Source organism: Pseudomonas sp. QLc11A, from assembly GCF_052112305.1.
In the GTDB taxonomy this organism is placed as follows: domain Bacteria; phylum Pseudomonadota; class Gammaproteobacteria; order Pseudomonadales; family Pseudomonadaceae; genus Aquipseudomonas; species Aquipseudomonas laurylsulfatiphila.
In genome coordinates this window covers 352,958-372,015 of record NZ_JAVAJJ010000004.1, presented here as the reverse complement: position 1 = coordinate 372,015, position 19,058 = coordinate 352,958, and the positions used below count along the sequence as shown (strand labels likewise).

Genomic DNA, 19,058 nt, shown 5'->3' with positions numbered 1-19,058 from the left:
TTCGCCACGAACCCGTGGTTGACCCCGGCCAGTTCCTCCACTGGGCTGCACTCGATTATCGCCTGCACTGGCATATTCCATTGCAGGGATTTCTACAGGTTTGACCAGGTTCTCGCAGCCAGGAACTCCAGCAAAGCAGCGGTGACGAGCACTGAATTTTCCAGATTGGAAATATGCCCAGCCTCTGCTATCACACGATACTGTTGCGCCAACGCCTGCATGCGGATCCTGCCATGTTGCGGGACGGCACCGAATGGCGGTGACGAGCGGTATGGGGAAGACAGTTGCTCCCACAGGGATTCAGGTGTTCATACATCATGAGTACACCACGGAACCTGTGGGAGCGGGCTTGCCCGCGATGAAGCCAGTACAGCCGCTGGAGATTACAGCCCCTCCAGCTCCGCCATCAGGTCATTCAAGCGATCCACCTTCTCCTCGGTGATCTCGCTGGCCGCCAATCCGTCGATGTAACCGGCCAACTCCTGCACCGTGCTGCACTCGAACATCGCCCGCAGCGGCACGTCCCGTTGCAGGGTTTTCTGCACCCGTGAGGCGATCTGCGTGGCCAGCAGCGAATGCCCGCCCAGTTCGAAGAAGTTGTCGCGAACGCCGACCTTCTCGACCTTCAACACTTCAGCCCAGATGTCCGCCAGGGTCTGCTCCAGGTCATTGCGCGGCGCCTGGTAATCCTGGCTCTGCATCTGGCCGATCTCCAGCGCCGGCAGGGCCTTGCGGTCCAGTTTGCCGTTGGCGTTCAGCGGCAGCTTGTCCAGCCACAGCCAGTGCAGCGGCACCATGTATTCCGGCAGTTCGGCGCGCAGGCGTTGCTTGATCCGCTCCAATCCCTCGGCCGGACTCAACGCCACCTGCGCCGCCACCAGATAGCCCACCAGATGCTTGCCGTTCGCCCCTTCCTGCACACCCACCGCCGCATCGCGGACTTCCGGTTGTTCATGCAGGCGAGCCTCGATTTCACCCAGCTCGATGCGGTAGCCGCGAATCTTCACCTGATGGTCGATGCGCCCCACGTACTCCAACACGCCGTCACTGCGACGGCGCGCCAGGTCGCCGGTGCGATACAGACGCTCGCCGGGCGCGCCGAACGGGTTCGGCACAAACACCGGGGCCGTGCGCAGCGGGTCGCTGACATAACCGCGCCCGACCCCGGTGCCGGCGACGCACAGTTCACCCACGGCACCCAGCGGCACCAGTTCCAGTGCGCCATCGAGCACATACAACAGGTTATTGTCGGTCGGCGTACCGATCGGCAAATAGCTGCCGCGGGTCGAGGCCAGGTCGACACGGAAGAACGCCACGTCGTCCGAACACTCCGCCGGACCGTAGGCATTCACCAGGCCGATCTGCGGATAACGCAGCAACCATTGGTGCGCCAGTTCCGGCGGCATCGCTTCACCGGTCGGCAGCATCCAGCGCAGGCCGTCGAGGCTCATGCGCTCCTCGGCGAGCATGCCCTGGATCAGCGATGGCACGCTTTCCAGCACGGTGATGCCCTGGGCCGCAACATGCGCCAGCAAACCCTGCGGATCATGGGCGATGGTGTTCGGCACGATGTCCACCCGTGCACCGAACAGCGGCGCGGCGAGGAACTGCCACACGGAAATGTCGAAGCTTTGCGAGGCGGTCTGGGCGATCACGTCGGCGTCGCTCAGGTTCAGGTACGGCACTTTGCTCAGCTGGTTGTTGAGCATGCCGCGCTGCTCGACCATCACGCCTTTGGGCAAACCGGTGGAACCGGAGGTGTAGATCACATAGGCCAGGTTGTCCGCACTGCTGTAGATGCCGGGATTGTCCGCCGACAGCGCAAGGGCCTGGACCTCCTCCCAGACCAGCAGCCGTGGCCGGCTGGCGCAGCCGAACTCGTCAAGCAAGGCCTGCGCCTGTTCACGGCACGCTTGCGTGCACACCAGCAGTGGCGTTCGGCTCAGCTCGATGATCCGGCTCAGACGCTGGCTCGGCAGGCCCGGGTCCAGCGGCAGGTACCCCGCGCCGGCCTTGAAGCTGCCGATGATCATACCCAGCAGATCGAGACTGCGTTCGGCCAGCAATGCCACCGGTTGATCGCACCCGACACCGGCGGCGATCAATGCATGACCGAGACGGTTACTGCGCTGGTTCAGCTCCAGATAACTGTACTGCCGGTCAAGACAGCTGGCGGCAATCCGCTGCGGGTGTCGGGCCACCTGCGTTTCAAACAATGAAACGTAGCTCTGCTGCAGTGGATATTCGTGTTCGCTCTGGTTGCAGCCATGGAGGAGGAAGTCCTGCTCCTCGGCCCCCAGCAACGGCAGGTCGGCCATGTCGCCGTGGAAACCTTCCACCAGCGCCAGCAGCAAACGCTTGAACTCGCCGAGCATGCGCTCGACCGTGGCTTCATCGAAATAGCGCTGGTCGTAGGACAGGTGCAAGCCCAGATCATCCCCCGGATAGCACACGGCCGTCAGTGGGAAGTTGGTGTGGGTCCGGCCCGAATCCGAGGTCGCGTTGAGGCTCTGCGCACGGTTCAGCACCGAGACTTCCACCGGGGCGTTTTCGAACACGAACAGGCTGTCGAACAGCGGCTGGCCTTTGGGCAGCTCGCTTTGCTCCTGGATGTTCACCAGGGGCAGGTATTCGTATTCACGCAGTTGCATGTTGCTGTCGAGCAGACCGCTGAGCCACTGGCGCACGCTGCATCGCTGACCGTCCTCGGGCATCTTCACCCGCAGCGCGATGCTGTTGATGAACAGGCCGACGGTGCGCTGCATCTGCGGCATCTCCACCGGACGCCCGGCCACGGTGACGCCGAACAGCACGTCGCGATCACCGCTCAAGCGTCGCAGCACCAGCGCCCACGCCGCCTGGGCGAAGGTGTTGATGGTCAACTGATGGGCCTGGGCCAGTTCGCGCAATTGCGCACCGTCCCGGGCATCGAGCCGGGTGTAGCGGTCGCCGACGATCATGCCGCCACTGTCGCCGGCATGCTCACGCAGGAACGGCCGGTCGCTCGGGATCGGCGTGGTCCGCTCAAACCCTCGCAGGTTGGTTTTCCACCATTGCCGCGCTTCGTCCAGGCTCTGGCGTTGCAGCCAGCCAATGTAGTCGCGATAACGCGACACAGGCCCAAGCTGCGCTTCCCGGCCTTCGCCGAGGGCGCTGTAGATCTCGAAGAAATCGTTCATCAGCAGCGAGCGGCACCAGGCATCGATGAGGATGTGGTGGTTGCTCATCATGAACCAGTAGCGCGCCGCGTCCACACGGATCAGGCGCAAGTGGAACGGCGCCTGGTTGAGCAGATCGAACCCGGCTTCGCGTTCGGTCTTGAGCAAGGTTTGCAGCTTCGGCTCTTGCTCGGCTTCGGCGATATCACGCCAGTCGAGGTACTCGATCGGTGTGCTGCCCGGTTTGTGGATCACCTGCAGCATGTCCTCACCGACGTTCCAGCAGAACGACGCGCGCAACGCTTCGTGGCGGGCGACTACGGCTTGCCAGGCCTGGGCAAAACGCTGCGGATCCAGCTCGCTGTTGATGCGGTAGCGGTCCTGCATGAAGTACAGGCCGGTGCCTGGCTCCAGCAAGGTGTGCAACAGCATGCCTTCCTGCATCGGGGTCAATGGGTAGACGTCTTCGATAACGGCGGCCGGCACCGGCAACGCATCCAGTTGCGTCTGATTGAGCTGCGCCAGCGGGAAGTCCGACGGCGTCAGGCCACCGGCGTCGTCGCGCAGGCAATGCTCGATCAGACTGCTCAGCTCACCGAGGTAGGCATCGGCCAACTCGCCGATGGTGGACGGATCGAAGCGTTCGGCGCTGAACGTCCAGCGCAATACCAGTTCACCGCCATACACCTGACTGTCGACGCTCAGCTCGTTGGGCAACGGTGCATAGGCATCGTGGGCCGCGCCGACGGCTTCATCCAGTGGATGGAACAGCGCGTCCGCGCCGAAGCTCTGGTCGAACTGGCCGAGGTAGTTGAAGGTAATCGGTGCCTGCGGCAACGTCGCCATGCTGCGGCGACTCGGCTCATCGGCGAGGTAACGCAGCACGCCATAACCCAGACCCTTGTGCGGCACGGCACGCAGCTGCTCCTTGATCGCCTTGATCGAGGCCCCCTGCCCGGCGGCTTCTTCGATGTTCGACGGCGTCAGGCGCAACGGGTAGGCACTGGTGAACCAGCCCACCGTGCGGGTCAGGTCGATGTCGTCGAACAGCGCTTCGCGGCCGTGGCCTTCCAGCTGGATCAGCGCCGATGGCTGACCGCTCCAGCGGCACAAAACGCGGGCCAAAGCAGTCAACAACAAGTCGTTGACCTGAGTGCGATAGGCACTTGGCGCCTGTTGCAGCAACTGCCGCGTACGCTCGCTGTCGAGACGCACGCTGACGGTTTGCGCATGACGGTTTTGCCGTCCGCCTTCAGGGTGATCGCAGGGCAAATCGGCACTTGGCCCGGCCAGTTGCGCCTGCCACCAGCCCAGCTCTTCGCGCAGGGACTCGCTGCCGGCGTAGGCTTGCAAGCGTGCGGCCCAGTCCTTGAAGGCGCTGGTTTTCGCCGGCAGTTTCACCGACTGCCGTGCTTCCAGTTGGCGATACAGGGTTTGCAGGTCATCGAGCAGCACCCGCCACGACACACCGTCCACCACCAGGTGGTGAATGACGATAAACAAGCGTTGCTGGCCTTCAGGGCCATCGACCAGCAACACGCGCAGCAACGGTCCCTGTTCAAGGTCGAGACTGCGCTGGGCATCGGCGAACAAGGCCGCGCATTTATCCATGGACGAAACACGCACTTGCCACAACACCGGCGCATCGGAAATCGGCTGGTGCAAGGCCTGCCACTGGCCGGCAACCTGGCCAAAGCGCAGGCGCAAGGCGTCGTGCTGTTCGATCACCGCCAGCAACGCTTGCTCCAGGCGATGAGATTCCAGCACCACCGTCGGTTGCAACAACAGCGCCTGGTTCCAGTGTTGGCGTTGCGCGATATCGGTGTCGAAGAACCAGTGCTGGATGGGTGTCAGGCGCGACTCGCCCATGATCAAGCCCTGCTCGGCTTTGACCTGCTCGCTGCGGGTGGCCACGGCGGCGAGGGTCTGCACGGTCTGGTGCTGGAACAGGTCGCGAGGGCTGAAGTGAATGCCCTGCTGCCGCGCCCGGCTGACCACCTGGATCGACAGGATCGAGTCGCCGCCCAGTTCGAAGAAATTGTCGTTGAGACCGACCTGCTCGACGTTCAGCACGTCGCACCAGATCTGCGCCAGCGTGACTTCAAGCTCGCTGCCCGGCGCCACGTAGTGTTGGCGATTCAGCTCCGGGTCCGGTGCCGGGAGCGCGCGGCGGTCGAGCTTACCGTTGCCGGTCAACGGCATGCTCGCCAGCAGGATCAGGTGCGTGGGCACCATGTAATCCGGCAGTTGCGATTTCAGATGCGCCTTGAGGGCCTCGCGCAACATCGATTGCTGCGCTTCGTCCTGTTCGGCGACATCCGTCACCAGATAGCCGACCAGTTGCTTGCCGCTCGGTGCGTCAAGCGCCAGCACGACCGCCTCACGGACTGAATCATGGTCCAGCAGGCGGGTTTCGATTTCACCGAGCTCGATGCGGAATCCGCGAATCTTCACTTGATGGTCGATGCGCCCAAGGTACTCCACCAGGCCATCGGCACCCTGGCGCACCAGGTCACCGGTGCGGTAGATACGCCCGCCATCGGCGGCAAACGGATCGGCCACAAAGCGCTCCGCCGTCATGCCCGGACGCTGGTGATAACCCTGGGCCAGACCCGCGCCACCGACATACAACTCGCCCGTCGCGCCTTGCGGCACCAACGCCAGGTCGGTGTCGAGAATGTAGGCCACGCGGTCGCCGATCACACTGCCGATCGGCACGCTGCCGGCGCCCTCTTCCAGCACTTGCGGAGCAAGACTGGCCAGCGGCATGACCACGGTCTCGGTCGGGCCGTAGGCGTTGAAGAACCGGCTCGGCTTGAACGCTGCACGAATACGCGCCAGGTGCTCACCGGTCAGCGCTTCGCCGCCGGTGATGATCATGCGCACCGGCAGGGTCAGGTCCTGGGTCGCCAGCCATTGCGCCAACTGGCTGCCGTAGCTCGGCGTGAAACCGAGTACGTTGATCTGATGACGACGGATCAGGCCGCAGATTTCTTCCGCGTCCCATTGCCCTTGCGCGCGCAACACCACGTGCGCGCCGCTGAGCAGCGGCACCAGCAAACGCTCGGTGGCGGCGTCGAAGTTGATCGAATAGAAATGCAGCTCGCAGTCGTCGGGGCGCATGCCGAAACGCTCGATTACCGCGCGGCAATGCATGGCGATTTCACCGTGGGACACCACCACGCCTTTCGGTTTGCCGGTCGAGCCCGAGGTGTAGATCAGGTAGGCGTGATGCTGCGCCAGACTGATCGGCGGCAGTTCGGTGGCCGGGAAATGGGCCAGCGCAGCGGCGTCTTCTTCAAGACACCAGCGGCCGACGGTCGCCGGTAACTCGCCCAGGGCCTTGAACATCGCCGCATCACTGAGCAGCAAACCGATGCCGCTGTCTTCGATCATGTAGTGCAAGCGGTCCAGCGGGTATTCCGGATCCAGCGGCACATAGGCACCGCCCGCCTTGAGGATCGCCAACAGGCCGACCACCATTTCCAGCGAACGCTCAAGTGCCAGGCCCACGCGAACCTGCGGTCCGACGCCACGCTCGCGCAGCATCCAGGCCAGGCGGTTGGCGCGGCTATCGAGTTCGGCGTAGCTCAGGGTCTGCCCGGCGAAGGTCAGGGCCGGCGCGTCCTGGCGCATCAGGGCCTGCTCGGCGAACAGGTGATGGATGCACTGATCCAGCCGATGTTCGCCCGCCTCGACACCGAGGCTGTCGAGCAGTAGCTGTTGCTCGCCGGATGCCAGCAGCGGCAGTTCGCTCAAGCGTTGTTGCGGATCGGTAATCAGCGCCTCCAGCAGGTTGCGCCAATGCCCGGCCATGCGGGCGATGCGCGGTTCGTCGAACAGATCGGTGCTGTAGGTCAGGCAGCAGCCCAGTCGATGATCGAGGTCGGTGACTTCCAGGTTGAGGTCGAACTTGGTCGCGCGGGCATCGTTGGCCAGGTACTCGACCGTCATGCCGGCCAGGGTGCGGCTTTGCTGGAACTCCCAGCGCTGCACGTTGCACATCACCTGGAACAACGGGTTGTAGGCCGCACTGCGTGGCGGTTGCAAGGCTTCCACCAGATGATCGAACGGCAGGTCCTGATGGGACTGGCCTTCGATCACCGTATGGCGCACCTGCTCGAACAGCTCGCCGACAGACATCTGTCCGTCGAGCTGGCAGCGCAGCACCTGGGTGTTGAGGAATGCGCCGATCAGCCCCTCGCTTTCCGGACGAATGCGGTTGGCCACAGGCGCGCCGATGCGCAAATCAGTCTGGCCGCTATAGCGGTACAGCAGGGTCGCCAGTGTGGCGGTCATGGTCATGAACAGGGTCAGGCCGTGTTGTGCATTGAAGGCACGGACCCGTGCCGCGAGCTCGTCGCTCAGGTCAAAGCGATACAGCTCACCCTGATGGCTTTGTACCGGCGGACGCGGACGGTCAGCCGGCAACTCCAGCAGCGGATGCTCATGGCCCAGTTGCGTGGTCCAGTAATCGAGCTGACGCTGACGCTCGCCCGACTCCAGCCACTGCCGTTGCCACACGCTGTAATCCAGGTACTGCACCGGCAACGGCGCCAGCGGCGACTCACGGTCGTCGACAAAGGCTTCGTACAGCGCGCTGAGTTCCCGGGCAAAGATGTCCATCGCCCAGCCTTCGGTAACGATGTGGTGCAAGGTCAGAACGAAGTAGTGTTCCTGCTCGGCAGTCTTGACCAGGCACGCACGCAACAGCGGTCCGGTTTCCAGATCAAACGGCTGGTGCGCTTCGTCGTCGGCCAGTTGCTGGACCTGCCACTCGCGGCCTTCGGCATCCAGCGCGGAGAAATCCTTCCACGCCATGCGCACGCCGGTCTCCATGTGCACCTGTTGGCGAGCGACGCCGTCAACGCTCGGGAACGTCGTGCGCAGGGTTTCATGGCGCATGATCAAGGCTTGCAGCGCCGCTTCGAAACGCGCGACATCCAGCACGCCACGTAACCGCGCCATGCCGCCGACGTTGTACGCCGGGCTGTCCGGTTCCATCTGCCAGAGGAACCACATGCGCTGCTGGGAATAGGACAGCGGCACCGCCTGACGACGGTCGACTGTTTCAATCGGCGGCTGTTTGTTGGTGCTGCCGCTGGCCTGGATCAAGCGGACCTGTTCGGCAAATGCACCCAGTTCGCTGTGTTCGAACAGCGTCCGCAGCGGCAACTCGACGTCACAGGCCTGGCGGGTGCGGGAGATGATTTGCGTGGCCAGCAGCGAGTGGCCGCCGAGGGCAAAGAAATCATCGCGCAGGCCGACTGGCGTCAGGCCCAGCACTTCGCGCCAGATGCCGGCGATCTGTTGCTCCAGTTCGGTCACGGGCTCGACGTGTTCGCGAACCTGCCACTGCGGTTCCGGCAAGGCGCGACGGTCGAGTTTGCCGCTCGGGCCGAGGGGCATTTGGTCCAGCCGCATCAGCTGAGCCGGGACCATGTATTCCGGCAGCTGCGCCGTCAGCGCCGCTTTAAGGCGAGTCGTTTGCGCATCGATGGATTCAGATGTATCGGTGGTGGTGAAGTAACCAACCAGTTGTCCACCCGCCGCCGTTTCGCGCACCAGCACCACCGCTTGGGCGACACCCTCCTGCGCCAGCAGACGGGCTTCGATTTCCTGTGGCTCGACGCGGAAACCGCGCAGCTTGACCTGCTGATCGAGGCGACCGAGATACTCGATCACGCCATCGCCAGCCCAGCGTGCACGATCACCGGTGCGGTACAGACGCGCGCCGTGCTCGCCCAATGGATCGACGACAAAGCGTTCCGCCGTCAGGCCCGGACGGCCCAGATAGCCACGCGCCAGGCCGCTGCCACTGATGCACAACTCACCCGGTACACCGGCCGGAACCGGATTGAGCTCGCTGTCGAGCACGCGGCAGATCACATTGCCCAGTGGCCGGCCAATCGGCGAACGTTCGCCATCGGCGCTGGAACACTGCCAATGGGTGACGTTGATTGCGGTTTCGGTCGGACCGTAGCGGTTGTGCAACTGTACGGCCGGCAGTTGCGCCAGCACGCGGTTGCGCAACTCCGCTGGCAAGGCTTCGCCACCGGAGAATACGCGGCGCAGGCTCGTACATTGCGCGCTGAGCGGTTCGTCGATGAACAACGAAAGCAGCGGCGGTACGAAGTGCAGCGTGGTCACGCCGTACGCTTGCACAAGCTGCGCGATGCGATGGGGATCACGGTGTTCGCCGGGGCCGGCAAGCAACAGGCGACTGCCGGTGATCAGCGGCCAGAAGCACTCCCACACCGACACGTCGAAACTGATCGGCGCCTTTTGCATCAGCACGTCGGTTTCGTTCAACTGATAGGTTTGCTGCATCCATTGCAGGCGCTCGGCCAGCGCCGCGTGGGTGTTGCCGACGCCTTTTGGTTGACCGGTCGATCCCGAGGTGTAAATCACATAGGCGAGGTTGTCGCCCTGCAGATGCAGGCCCGGCGCCTGGCTTGGCCAGCTGTCCAGGTGCAAGGTATCCATGGCGATCACACTGACGCCCTGGCTGGCCGGCAAGCGATCGAGCAAGCAGGTTTGCGTCAGCAGCAGTTCGACACCGCTGTCGCTGAGCATGTAGGACAGGCGCTCGGCCGGGTAGTCCGGATCCAGCGGTACATAAGCACCACCGGCCTTGATGATCGCCAGCAGGCCAATCAGCAGTTGCGGCGAACGCTCGCAGGCAATGGCCACGCAGACGTCCGGGCCGACGCCCTTGTCGCGCAGGTAATGGGCCAGGCGGTTGGCCTGGGTATGCAGTCCGGCGAAGTCCAACTGACCGCCGTCCCACAGCAACGCCGTGCGCTGCGGGGTCCGCCGGGCTTGTTCGTCAAGCCGTTCCGGCAGCCATTGACTGGCCGGTGTACAGGGTGCAACGGACCAGTTTGCTTGCTGGTTGTGCTCAGGCTCAGTAAGCAGTTGCAGATCGCCGAGGGCCGTTTGCGGACGCTCGCAGACTTCACGCAACAGGTTGGCGTAATGCTCGGACAGGCGCTCGATGGTCGCCGCATCGAACAACTCGCTGGCATAGTCGAAGGACAGGCTCAAGCGCCCGTTGCGATCTTCTTCACTGTGCAATTGAAGGTCGAACTTGGCTTGCCGGCTGTGCCACGGCAGCTCTTCGGCCAGCAACCCCGGCAGGCGTTTCAAGGCACTGAGGTCGCGCTGCTGGTGGTTGAACATGACCTGGAACAAACCCTGTTCACGGGCCTGCGGAAAAGCTTCAAGCAACTGCTCGAACGGCAAGTCCTGATGCGCTTGCGCACCCAGCGCTGCCTGACGGGTTTGCCCAAGCAGCTCAGTGAACGGCAGCCGTGAATCCACCTCGGCGCGCAGGACCTGGGTGTTGATGAAAAAGCCGATCAGGCCCTGGGTTTCCAGGCGCGGACGGTTGGCGTTCGGTACGCCGATTCGGATGTCACGCTGACCGCTGTAGCGATGCAGCAAGGCCTGGAACGCGGCGAGCAGCAGCATGAAGGAGGTCGATTCGTGGGCCTGGGCGGTCTGGCGAATCGCATCACTGAGGGTCGCACCCAGACGCACGGTATGGCGGGAAGCGCTGTGCAGTTGTTGTGCGCAGCGTGGATGATCGGTGGCCAGGCTCAGGGTCGGATGCTCATCGCCCAAACGGGCTTTCCAGTAGGCCAGTTGCCGCTCGCCCTCCCCTTGCGCCAGCCATTGGCGCTGCCAGCTGGCGTAATCGGCGTACTGCGTCGGCAATGGCGCCAGGAGCGCTTGCTGGCCTTGGGAGGCCGCCGCATACAGGCGCGAGAACTCGTCGATCAGCACATTCAGCGACCAGCCGTCCGCGATGATGTGATGCATCGTCACCAACAACTGATGGTCTTCGTCGTCGAGGCGCACCAGCGTCACCCACAACAGCGGGCCTTTCTCCAGGTCGAACCGGGTCCGCGCTTCATCCTCGCGGATTTGCTGCGCGCGGGCTTCACGCTCGCCAGCAGGCAGATCGCTGATGTCGATCATTTGCAGGTTAAACCCGGAGGCCGCAACGACCTGTTGCAACGCCACGCCATCACGCTCGAAGAAGCGCGTGCGCAAGGATTCGTGGCGCTCGATCAACTGCTGGAAACTGGCGCGCAATGCGTTCTCGTCCAGCTCGCCACGCAGGCGCAAGGCACCCGGAATGTTGTAGGCGCTGCTGTGGGGGTCGAGTTGCCAGGTGATCCACAAACGGTTTTGTGCCAGCGATTGCGGCATCGGTTGCTGGCGCGACAGCGCCGTGATCGCGCCTTGGGCCAGGCCACCGTCCTGTTGCGAACGGGCCACGACATCGGCGAAGGCGCCGAGGGTCGGGGCCTCGAACAGCAGGCGCAGGTTCAACTCCAGCCCCAGCGCTTCACGCAGACGCGCCACCACTTGCGTCGCTGCAATGGAGTTGCCGCCGAGCAGGAAGAAATGATCGTCGGCGCCCACCTGCCCGACCTGCAATTGCTCGCACCAGATACGGCCGATCAGGTTTTGCAGCTCAGAGCCCGACTCGACCTGGCTTGCACTTGCGGTGCTGGCCGACGGAAACACCGCGTAGCTGTCGAGGCTGCCGTCCGCCAGTCGACTGCGGCACGCCGAGCGTTGCAATTTACCGCTGGACGTTTTGGGCAGCGCACCCGGATTGAGCAACACCACCACGCTCGGTGCTTCCTGATATGCCTCGGCGACGGCCTGGCGAATGGCTTTGATCAGCGCCTCGGGCGGCAGGATTTTCTGCACGCTGCGGCTGATTTCGGCGGCGATGCCGATGCCCTCCTGACCATCGACCGTGACGGCAAAGGCGGCAACACGGCCCTTGCGCACCACTTCCACTTCACGCTCGACGGTCTGTTCGATGTCCTGCGGGTACAGGTTGTGCCCGCGCACGATCAGCATGTCCTTCAGGCGGCCGGTGATGAACAGCTCGCCGTTGCGCATGAAACCCAGGTCACCGGTTCGCAGCCAGGTCTGGCCGGCGTGCCGGACGAACGTTTTGGCTGACGCCTCGGGGTTGCGCCAATAACCGAGGGCGATGCTCGGCCCGCTGGCCCAGACTTCGCCGACGGCGTTGTCGGCCTGTTCGCTGAGCGAGACCGGGTCGACGATCAGCACGGCGTGAGCCGGCTGGCTGATGCCACAACTCATGATCGGGCTGCCCTCGCCCACTTCCACCCGGTTCTGCGCCAGAGCCTGATCGTCCACCTGCAGGTTGCCGATGCCTTCGCCGCGCACTGTGCCGGCCACAAACAAGGTGGCTTCGGCCAGACCGTAAGAGGCCATGAAGCTGTCCGCGGTGAAACCGCAGGTCGCGAACTTCTCGGCGAAGCGTTCCAGGGTGTCGAGGCGAATCGGCTCGGAACCGGAATACGCCACGCGCCAGCCACTCAGGTCCAGCCGTTCCAGGGCCGATTCGCTGACCCGCTCGCTGCACAGGCGATAAGCAAAATCCGGCCCGCCGCTGATGGTGCCGCCGTATTCGCTGATCGCTTCCAGCCAGCGCAACGGCCGACCGAGGAAGTACGCCGGTGACATCAACACGCAAGGCACGCCGCTGAAAATCGGCTGCAGCAAGCCGCCGATCAGGCCCATGTCGTGGTACAGCGGCAGCCAGCTGACGATCACGTCGTCGGGGTTGAGGTCGATGCCGAAGCCGTGACGAATCAGCAATTCGTTGGCCACCAGATTGCCGTGGCTGACCTGCACGCCCTTGGGCAGTGCGGTGGAGCCGGAAGTGTATTGCAGGAAAGCGATGTGATCGTCCTGCAAATCCGCCGCGACCCAGCATTCGGCCAGTGCACCGTCGAGGGTGTCGACACACAGCAACGGCGGCGCCCCTTCGATTTGCTGCAATGCATCGCGCAGCCCGGCGCTGGTCAGCAGCAGGCGCGGCTGGGCATCGCTGATGATCGACAGCAGGCGTTCCTGGTGATGACGGCGCGTCGACTCCGGTGGGTAGGCCGGGACCGCGATCACCCCGGCGTACAGGCAACCGAAGAACGCCGCGACGTAATCCGGGCCGCTGGGGAACAACAACACGGCGCGGTCGCCAACATCCGCTTGAGCCTGCAAGGCGCCGGCAATCGTCCGCGCCCGCTGATCCAGCTCGCGATAACTGAGCACCACAGCCTGATCCGGGGTCTCGGCAAGAAAACGCAGGGCCACCCGATCCGGCGTCAGGGCCGCGCGGCGCTGAAGGGCTTGGACCATTGTGCTGGGGAGTTCGAACGCGTCGGTCATGAGGTTTCCTGCCTGATTTCGGCTTGGTAGGAGCGAGCCTGCTCGCGAAAATCCGGAGAACACCGCGGGGTGTCAGGCGCCCATCGTCATCGTTGACGACCATCGCGAGCGAGCTCGCTCCTACGGGGTGATGAGGGTTGCGCTGTGCAATTCACCAATGAGAACGGATGACGTCTGGAAATAATTAGTCGCCAGGCTGGAACGCAAAGCGGACTGAAGTGAGACAACGTGTCGCAGTTCGCACTCTGCACCTTTGGTGCGCAGTAATTCTTTTTCTCATTTGACAATCATTATCATTAAGCCTAGTTTGTCGCTCGATTGTGCAGGACGGCCCCCCGGTTTATCCCCGTCCCACTAACCTTTTGGCAGCAAGGTGATTTCCATGATGGAACCAGTATCCACAAGCAGGTGCGATACACCGCTACTTCAGGCATTCGTCGATAATCGACTGATTCTGGTGAAGATTGCAGCCCGTATTACCGGTTGCCGCTCACGTGCCGAAGATGTTGTGCAGGACGCGTTCTTCCGGTTGCAATCGGCCCCGCCCATCACCAGTTCGATCAAGGCCCAGCTCAGCTACCTGTTCCAGATCGTGCGCAACCTGGCGATCGACCACTACCGCAAGCAGGCGCTGGAGCAGAAGTACTCCGGCCCTGAAGAGGAAGGGCTGAATGTGGTGATCCAGGGTGCGTCACCGGAAACTTCGCACATCAATTTCTCGACGCTGGAGCACATTGCCGATGCGTTGACCGAGTTGCCGAGCCGCACCCGCTACGCCTTCGAGATGTATCGCCTGCACGGCGTACCGCAAAAAGACATCGCCAAGGAACTCGGCGTCTCGCCGACCCTGGTGAACTTCATGATTCGCGATGCGCTGGTGCACTGCCGCAAGGTGTCGGGCAAACGTGGCGATATGGCTACTCGCCAATAAGATCCGAGATCTGCATCGCGCCCATCGCGAGCAAGCTCGCTCCCACAAGTTCAGCGCACACCCTGTGGGAGCGAGCTTGCTCGCGATAGTGGACTCAAGGTCAATACAGGGCTTGAGCCTTACCTCTCAGGCCAGTGCGCACCGATCGAAAAACCGCTCCCGCCCCAATACCATCAAGGCCGCGCGCTTGTGCGGGAAGTCGAACTCCTTATCGCAGTGAAAGCACTGGTTGTGCATGTACCCGATCATCTTCGCGTTATCGGCACGCGGCTCGGCCACCACGCGCTGCGTGCGCGGATCATCGAGAAACAGGTAATGCACCAGCGCCGATAACCAGCTCGCCACCTTGTGCGGACCGCGATGATTTTCCTCCCCCACCAGCATGTGAATGCCGCGGTCGTAATCGCCGGCATCATAGAAGGGGGCGATGCGATCCTCCTTGGCCCAGTAGGCTTCGAAGTAAGCGAACGGCTGATCGTCGAAACACCCGATCAGCGTCAGGGTGTGCGGATCGGCCTCGAGTTTGCTCAGGTATTGGCGATGCTGTTCGAGGCTGCCCTCCTCCTGCCAGAAGCTGGCGACGCGCGGACTGTTCTGCCAACGGTTGAAACGCGCCAGGTCTTGCTCGATTTCCAGGGTACGCAGGGAAACCCAGGCGCCCAGCCGCGCATCGAATCGTCGATACACCTCACCCTGGGGTTTCACCGCTCGCAGCGGATGACGCTTGCCACCGGTGATGACCATTTGCTGTGGGTAGCTGCCGGTCAGGGAACGCCCCAGCCATGGCTGCGGCAACTGCCAGAACAAGGTGCGCTCGCAGCAATACTGGCCATTGACGGAAGTCGGAATCAGCAAACCACTGAGCACAGCTTCGTGCGGCACGTCTTGCAGTTGCCAGACCAGGCGCTGACAGTCGGGGTCACGGGCGAACAGCCAGTAACAGGCCGCCCATATCGCTTGCCCTTCGGGGTGACTGAAGTGCTCCAGCAATTGCACGTGCAACTCGGGGCCACGATTGAGCCGCAGGGTGAGCAACGGCTGCCCTTCCAGGCTGAGACTCAGGCGGCTTTGTGTTTCATCAGCGGCAAGACGACTGCCGGTCGGCAGGCACAGGGCAGTCAGGTCATTCAGATTGGACATGGGGGCGGGCTCACGATAATCGTCGACAGTTCAACGAGGTGACGTCAGCCACGGAGGGAAATTTAGGAAAAGAACGTCAATTGACGACTTGAGGTAGCGGTTCTTTGTGCGGGACCGGCACCACCGCAATCTTGTACGGATCGAAAATCTTCAGCATCTGGCCACCGTCCCGCAAGCCTTGCAACAATTTGCCGAAGACCTCGCCGCTGATGGGGGCCGCCGGGCGCAGGATGGCGTAATGGTGATAGACCTGATCGATGCGATCGGACGCCAACAACTCCTTGGCGACCTTTGGATTGCGCAAAAAGTAGTCGTTCAGGTAAGAGCGCGTGACCAGGGCGATGTCGGCGCGACCGCGTAACACCATCAGCAGATTGCTGTCATGGGAATAGGTCAGCGTGGCGTTGTAGTTTTTCGCCAGGTACTGGGGCTCGGCATTGAAGTTGGCGAACTCGTAGTGATAACCGCTGAAGAGTGCCAGGCGCTTGCCGCTCAGGTCGGCAAAATAGCTTTGCTGCCGATCAGGCAGGCGTTGCGCGACAAAAATCTCGGCGTCTTCCAGCCCCATGTCGACGGCGGTATGGGGAGTGTCCTCCCAACCCCAGGCCGGATTTTCGAAGATGGCCATGTCGACCCGGCCCTGCTTCAAGTCACCGAAACGCCGTGGAATGGACGTGGGCACCAGGACAAACTGATAGTCACTTTGCGCAGCGTTCAAGGCCTCGACCAGCTGCGGCAGCAACCCGGTATCGGCCCCGGATTCCGGGCGCACGGTGTAGGGCGGAAAATGCGCGGCACCAATGCGCACCAGTTGCGCAGCCTGGGATGGCAGCATTGTTAATGCCGCAAGCGTCGCGAGCAAAAGCTGCGAAGCTGTCCGAATTGGCGACCCCCTCAAAACAAGCTCACTCCCCAATAAAACGGCATCAATGACTTCAAGCTAGGCGTTTTCTTCAAGTTAGCCAGTTTAATGCTGGCCAACACAAGTTTATTACCGGTCTTCCAGCACCAGAATCAACGCTTCATCGGCCAACTGATCAAGACTCATGCTACCGCCGGCGCGAAACCAGGTGGTGGTCCAGGACAATGCGCCGGTCAGGAAGCGGCGGGTAATGAACACATCGCCGCGGATAAACCCGGCGGTCTTGGCTTCGCCCAGTACTTGCAGCCAGATGTCTTCGTAGATTTCGCGCAGCGCCAGGACCTTGGCCTGGCCTTCTTCGGACAGCGAGCGCCATTCGTAGACCAGCACGGCCATGGCCTCGCCGCTGCCACCCATGATCGACTGCAATTCACAGCGGATCAGCGCCAGCACCCGTTCGCGCACATTGCCGGCCTCGGCGATGGCCGCACGCATCAACGCGGTGTTGTAGCGGATGGTTTCCTCCATCACGGCGCGCAGGATTTCGTCCTTGCTTTTGAAGTGGTGGAAAATACTCCCGGACTGAATGCCCACGGCACCGGCCAGATCGCGCACTGTCGTGCGCTCATAGCCTTTATTGCGGAACAGGTGGGCCGCCACTTGCAGCAGCTTGCCACGGGCGCTGTCCGGGTCGGTCAATTGGCCGTCGTCCACCAATTCACGCATGACCCTCAGGGCTTTTTGCTCGTCCACCCGTTCTCTCCTACAGTCGATCAATCAATAACGCCGATCCCCCCGAAAACAGCGGGGTTGCGCGGGCAATTTAAGCTCATGGGTGCAACCAAGCAAGCGCTTGGGAAGAAGATAATCCAGTCATTTACAAACCAAGCGCTTGCTTGGTAATGTCGACACACTTGGGTTGGAGGTGGCTATGGAACGGACTGCGCCAAAATCAATTCGCATCGGTTGCGCCAGCGCGTTCTGGGGCGATACCTCGACCGCTGCCGCGCAACTGGTGGAACACGGGCATCTGGACTATCTGGTCTTCGATTACCTGGCCGAAATCACCCTGTCGATCATGGCCGGCGCACGGATGAAAGATCCCCAGGCCGGGTATGCGGGCGACTTCATCGAAGTGCTCGCGCCCTTGCTGCCGCAGCTCGCACAGCACAACATCCGGGTCATCAGCAATGCCGGCGGGGTCAATCCCCAAGCCTGCGCCGCCGCCCTGCAAGCGGCCTGCGACAAGGCCGGGGTGACGTTGAAAATCGCCGTGCTGCTGGGTGACGACCTGCAACCGCAATTCAAGCAGCTGGGCAGCCAAGGCATTCATGAAATGTTCAGCGGTGCACCCCTGCCATCGAGGTGCGTCTCGACCAATGCCTACCTCGGCGCACCCGGCATCGTCGAAGCCCTGCGTCTGGGCGCGGACATCGTGATCACCGGGCGCGTGGTCGACAGTGCGGTAGTCAGCGCCGCGCTGGTGCATGAGTTCGGCTGGTCGTGGCACGACTACGACAAGCTCGCCCAGGCCGCATTGGCCGGGCACATCATCGAATGTGGCGCCCAGTGCACGGGCGGCAACTTCACCGATTGGCGCGACGTGCCCGACTACGAACACATCGGTTTTCCCATCGTTGAAGTCAGCGCCGACAGCCAGTTCATCGTCAGCAAACCGCAAGGTACCGGCGGGCTGGTCACACCGCTGACGGTGGGCGAACAGATGCTGTATGAAATCGGTGATCCGCGCGCGTATCTGCTGCCCGACGTGGTGTGCGACTTCACTCAGGTCAAACTGCTGCAACAAGGCAAGAACGCGGTGCAGGTGCACGGCGCCAAAGGCCTGCCGCCGACGGCTCAATACAAGGTCAGCGCCACGTACCCCGATGGCTTTCGTTGTACCGCCAGTTGCCTGATTGCCGGCATCGATGCCGTCGACAAGGCGCGGCGAGTCAGCGCGGCGATCATCAACAAGACCTCGGAAATGTTCAGCCAGCGCGGCTGGGCGCCGTACAGCGAGGTGAATATCGAGTTGCTGGGCAGCGAGGCCACCTATGGCCCTCACGGCCAGCGGCAGGACAGCCGCGAAGTGGTGATCAAACTCGCCGTGCGCCATCCGGACAAGCAGGCCTTGATCGTGTTCTCCCGGGAGATTGCCCAGGCTGCCACCGGCATGGCGCCGGGGCTGACCGGCATTGTCGGTGGCCGGCCGACGGTGTATCCGCTGATCCGACTGTTCTCGTTCCTCATCGACAAAACCGCCTGCACGCTGGACATTGATTTCATGGGCCGGCGCCACCCCTGTGCCCTGCCCGCCCTCGATACGCTCGACCCGCTTGACCTGCCAGCCCCGTTCGCTGCGCCGAAGCCGACCGGCCAGGCCGACGCCAGCGTGGCCCTGGTCAAGTTGGCGGTCGCCCGCTCCGGCGACAAGGGCAACCACAGCAACATCGGCGTCATGGCCCGCGAGCCCGAATTCCTGCCATGGATCGCTGAGGCCCTGACCCCTGAAGTGATCGTCGACTGGATGGGCCACGTCCTCGATCCCATCCACGGGCGGGTCGAACGCTGGTACTTGCCCGCCAGCCACAGCCTGAATTTCCTGCTGGAAAACGCCCTCGGCGGCGGCGGTGTCGCCAGCCTGCGCATCGACCCGCAAGGCAAAGCCTTCGCCCAGCAACTGCTGGAAATCCAGATCCCGGTGCCGCAGCGCATCGCCGACCAGTTCAACTAGAGGATTGTC

General features: G+C 62.8%; 6 protein-coding genes. 2 read left to right on the top strand and 4 right to left on the bottom strand.

Features of this window, described 5'->3' with window-relative positions; translation table 11 throughout:
- Nucleotides 1–383: 383 nt before the first annotated feature.
- Nucleotides 384–13,382: a non-ribosomal peptide synthetase gene (locus tag Q8X48_RS09220; protein WP_407800436.1), complete on the bottom strand. Its 12,999-nt coding sequence runs from the start codon at nucleotides 13,380–13,382 to the stop codon at nucleotides 384–386.
- Between the two features lie 382 nt (nucleotides 13,383–13,764).
- Between Q8X48_RS09220 and Q8X48_RS09215 the strand changes: the two genes are divergently transcribed.
- Complete coding sequence (locus tag Q8X48_RS09215; RefSeq protein WP_407800438.1) at nucleotides 13,765–14,313, top strand: RNA polymerase factor sigma-70; 549 nt, start codon at nucleotides 13,765–13,767, stop codon at nucleotides 14,311–14,313.
- Nucleotides 14,314–14,439: 126 nt separating this feature from the next.
- On the opposite strand, the gene Q8X48_RS09210 is transcribed toward Q8X48_RS09215, so the two are convergent.
- From Q8X48_RS09210 to Q8X48_RS09200, 3 genes are all read right to left on the bottom strand, one after another.
- Nucleotides 14,440–15,453 carry a GNAT family N-acetyltransferase gene (locus tag Q8X48_RS09210; RefSeq protein WP_126050052.1) on the bottom strand — a complete coding sequence of 338 codons (1,014 nt, stop codon included), beginning with the start codon at nucleotides 15,451–15,453 and terminating at the stop codon, nucleotides 14,440–14,442.
- Between the two features lie 76 nt (nucleotides 15,454–15,529).
- Nucleotides 15,530–16,288, bottom strand: a complete 759-nt coding sequence (locus tag Q8X48_RS09205) for a substrate-binding periplasmic protein (protein WP_407800440.1) — start codon at nucleotides 16,286–16,288, stop codon at nucleotides 15,530–15,532.
- Between the two features lie 156 nt (nucleotides 16,289–16,444).
- Entirely contained in the window at nucleotides 16,445–17,068 is a 624-nt protein-coding gene (locus Q8X48_RS09200; RefSeq protein WP_217837574.1) for a TetR/AcrR family transcriptional regulator, read from the bottom strand.
- 178 nt (nucleotides 17,069–17,246) lie between these two features.
- On the opposite strand from Q8X48_RS09200, the gene Q8X48_RS09195 reads away from it, so the two are divergent.
- The gene (locus tag Q8X48_RS09195) at nucleotides 17,247–19,049 is read left to right on the top strand and encodes an acyclic terpene utilization AtuA family protein (protein WP_407800442.1); all 1,803 of its coding nucleotides are present in this window, start codon (nucleotides 17,247–17,249) and stop codon (nucleotides 19,047–19,049) included.
- Nucleotides 19,050–19,058 lie beyond the last annotated feature (9 nt).

Excerpts from the sequence above, each read along its gene's own strand:
- Q8X48_RS09220 (WP_407800436.1), bottom strand. The coding sequence starts at position 13,382 with ATGACCGACGCGTTCGAACTCCCCAGCACAATGGTCCAAGCCCTTCAG.
- Q8X48_RS09215 (WP_407800438.1), top strand. The coding sequence starts at position 13,765 with ATGATGGAACCAGTATCCACAAGCAGGTGCGATACACCGCTACTTCAG.
- Q8X48_RS09210 (WP_126050052.1), bottom strand. The coding sequence starts at position 15,453 with ATGTCCAATCTGAATGACCTGACTGCCCTGTGCCTGCCGACCGGCAGT.
- Q8X48_RS09205 (WP_407800440.1), bottom strand. The coding sequence starts at position 16,288 with ATGCTGCCATCCCAGGCTGCGCAACTGGTGCGCATTGGTGCCGCGCAT.
- Q8X48_RS09195 (WP_407800442.1), top strand. The coding sequence starts at position 17,247 with ATGGAACGGACTGCGCCAAAATCAATTCGCATCGGTTGCGCCAGCGCG.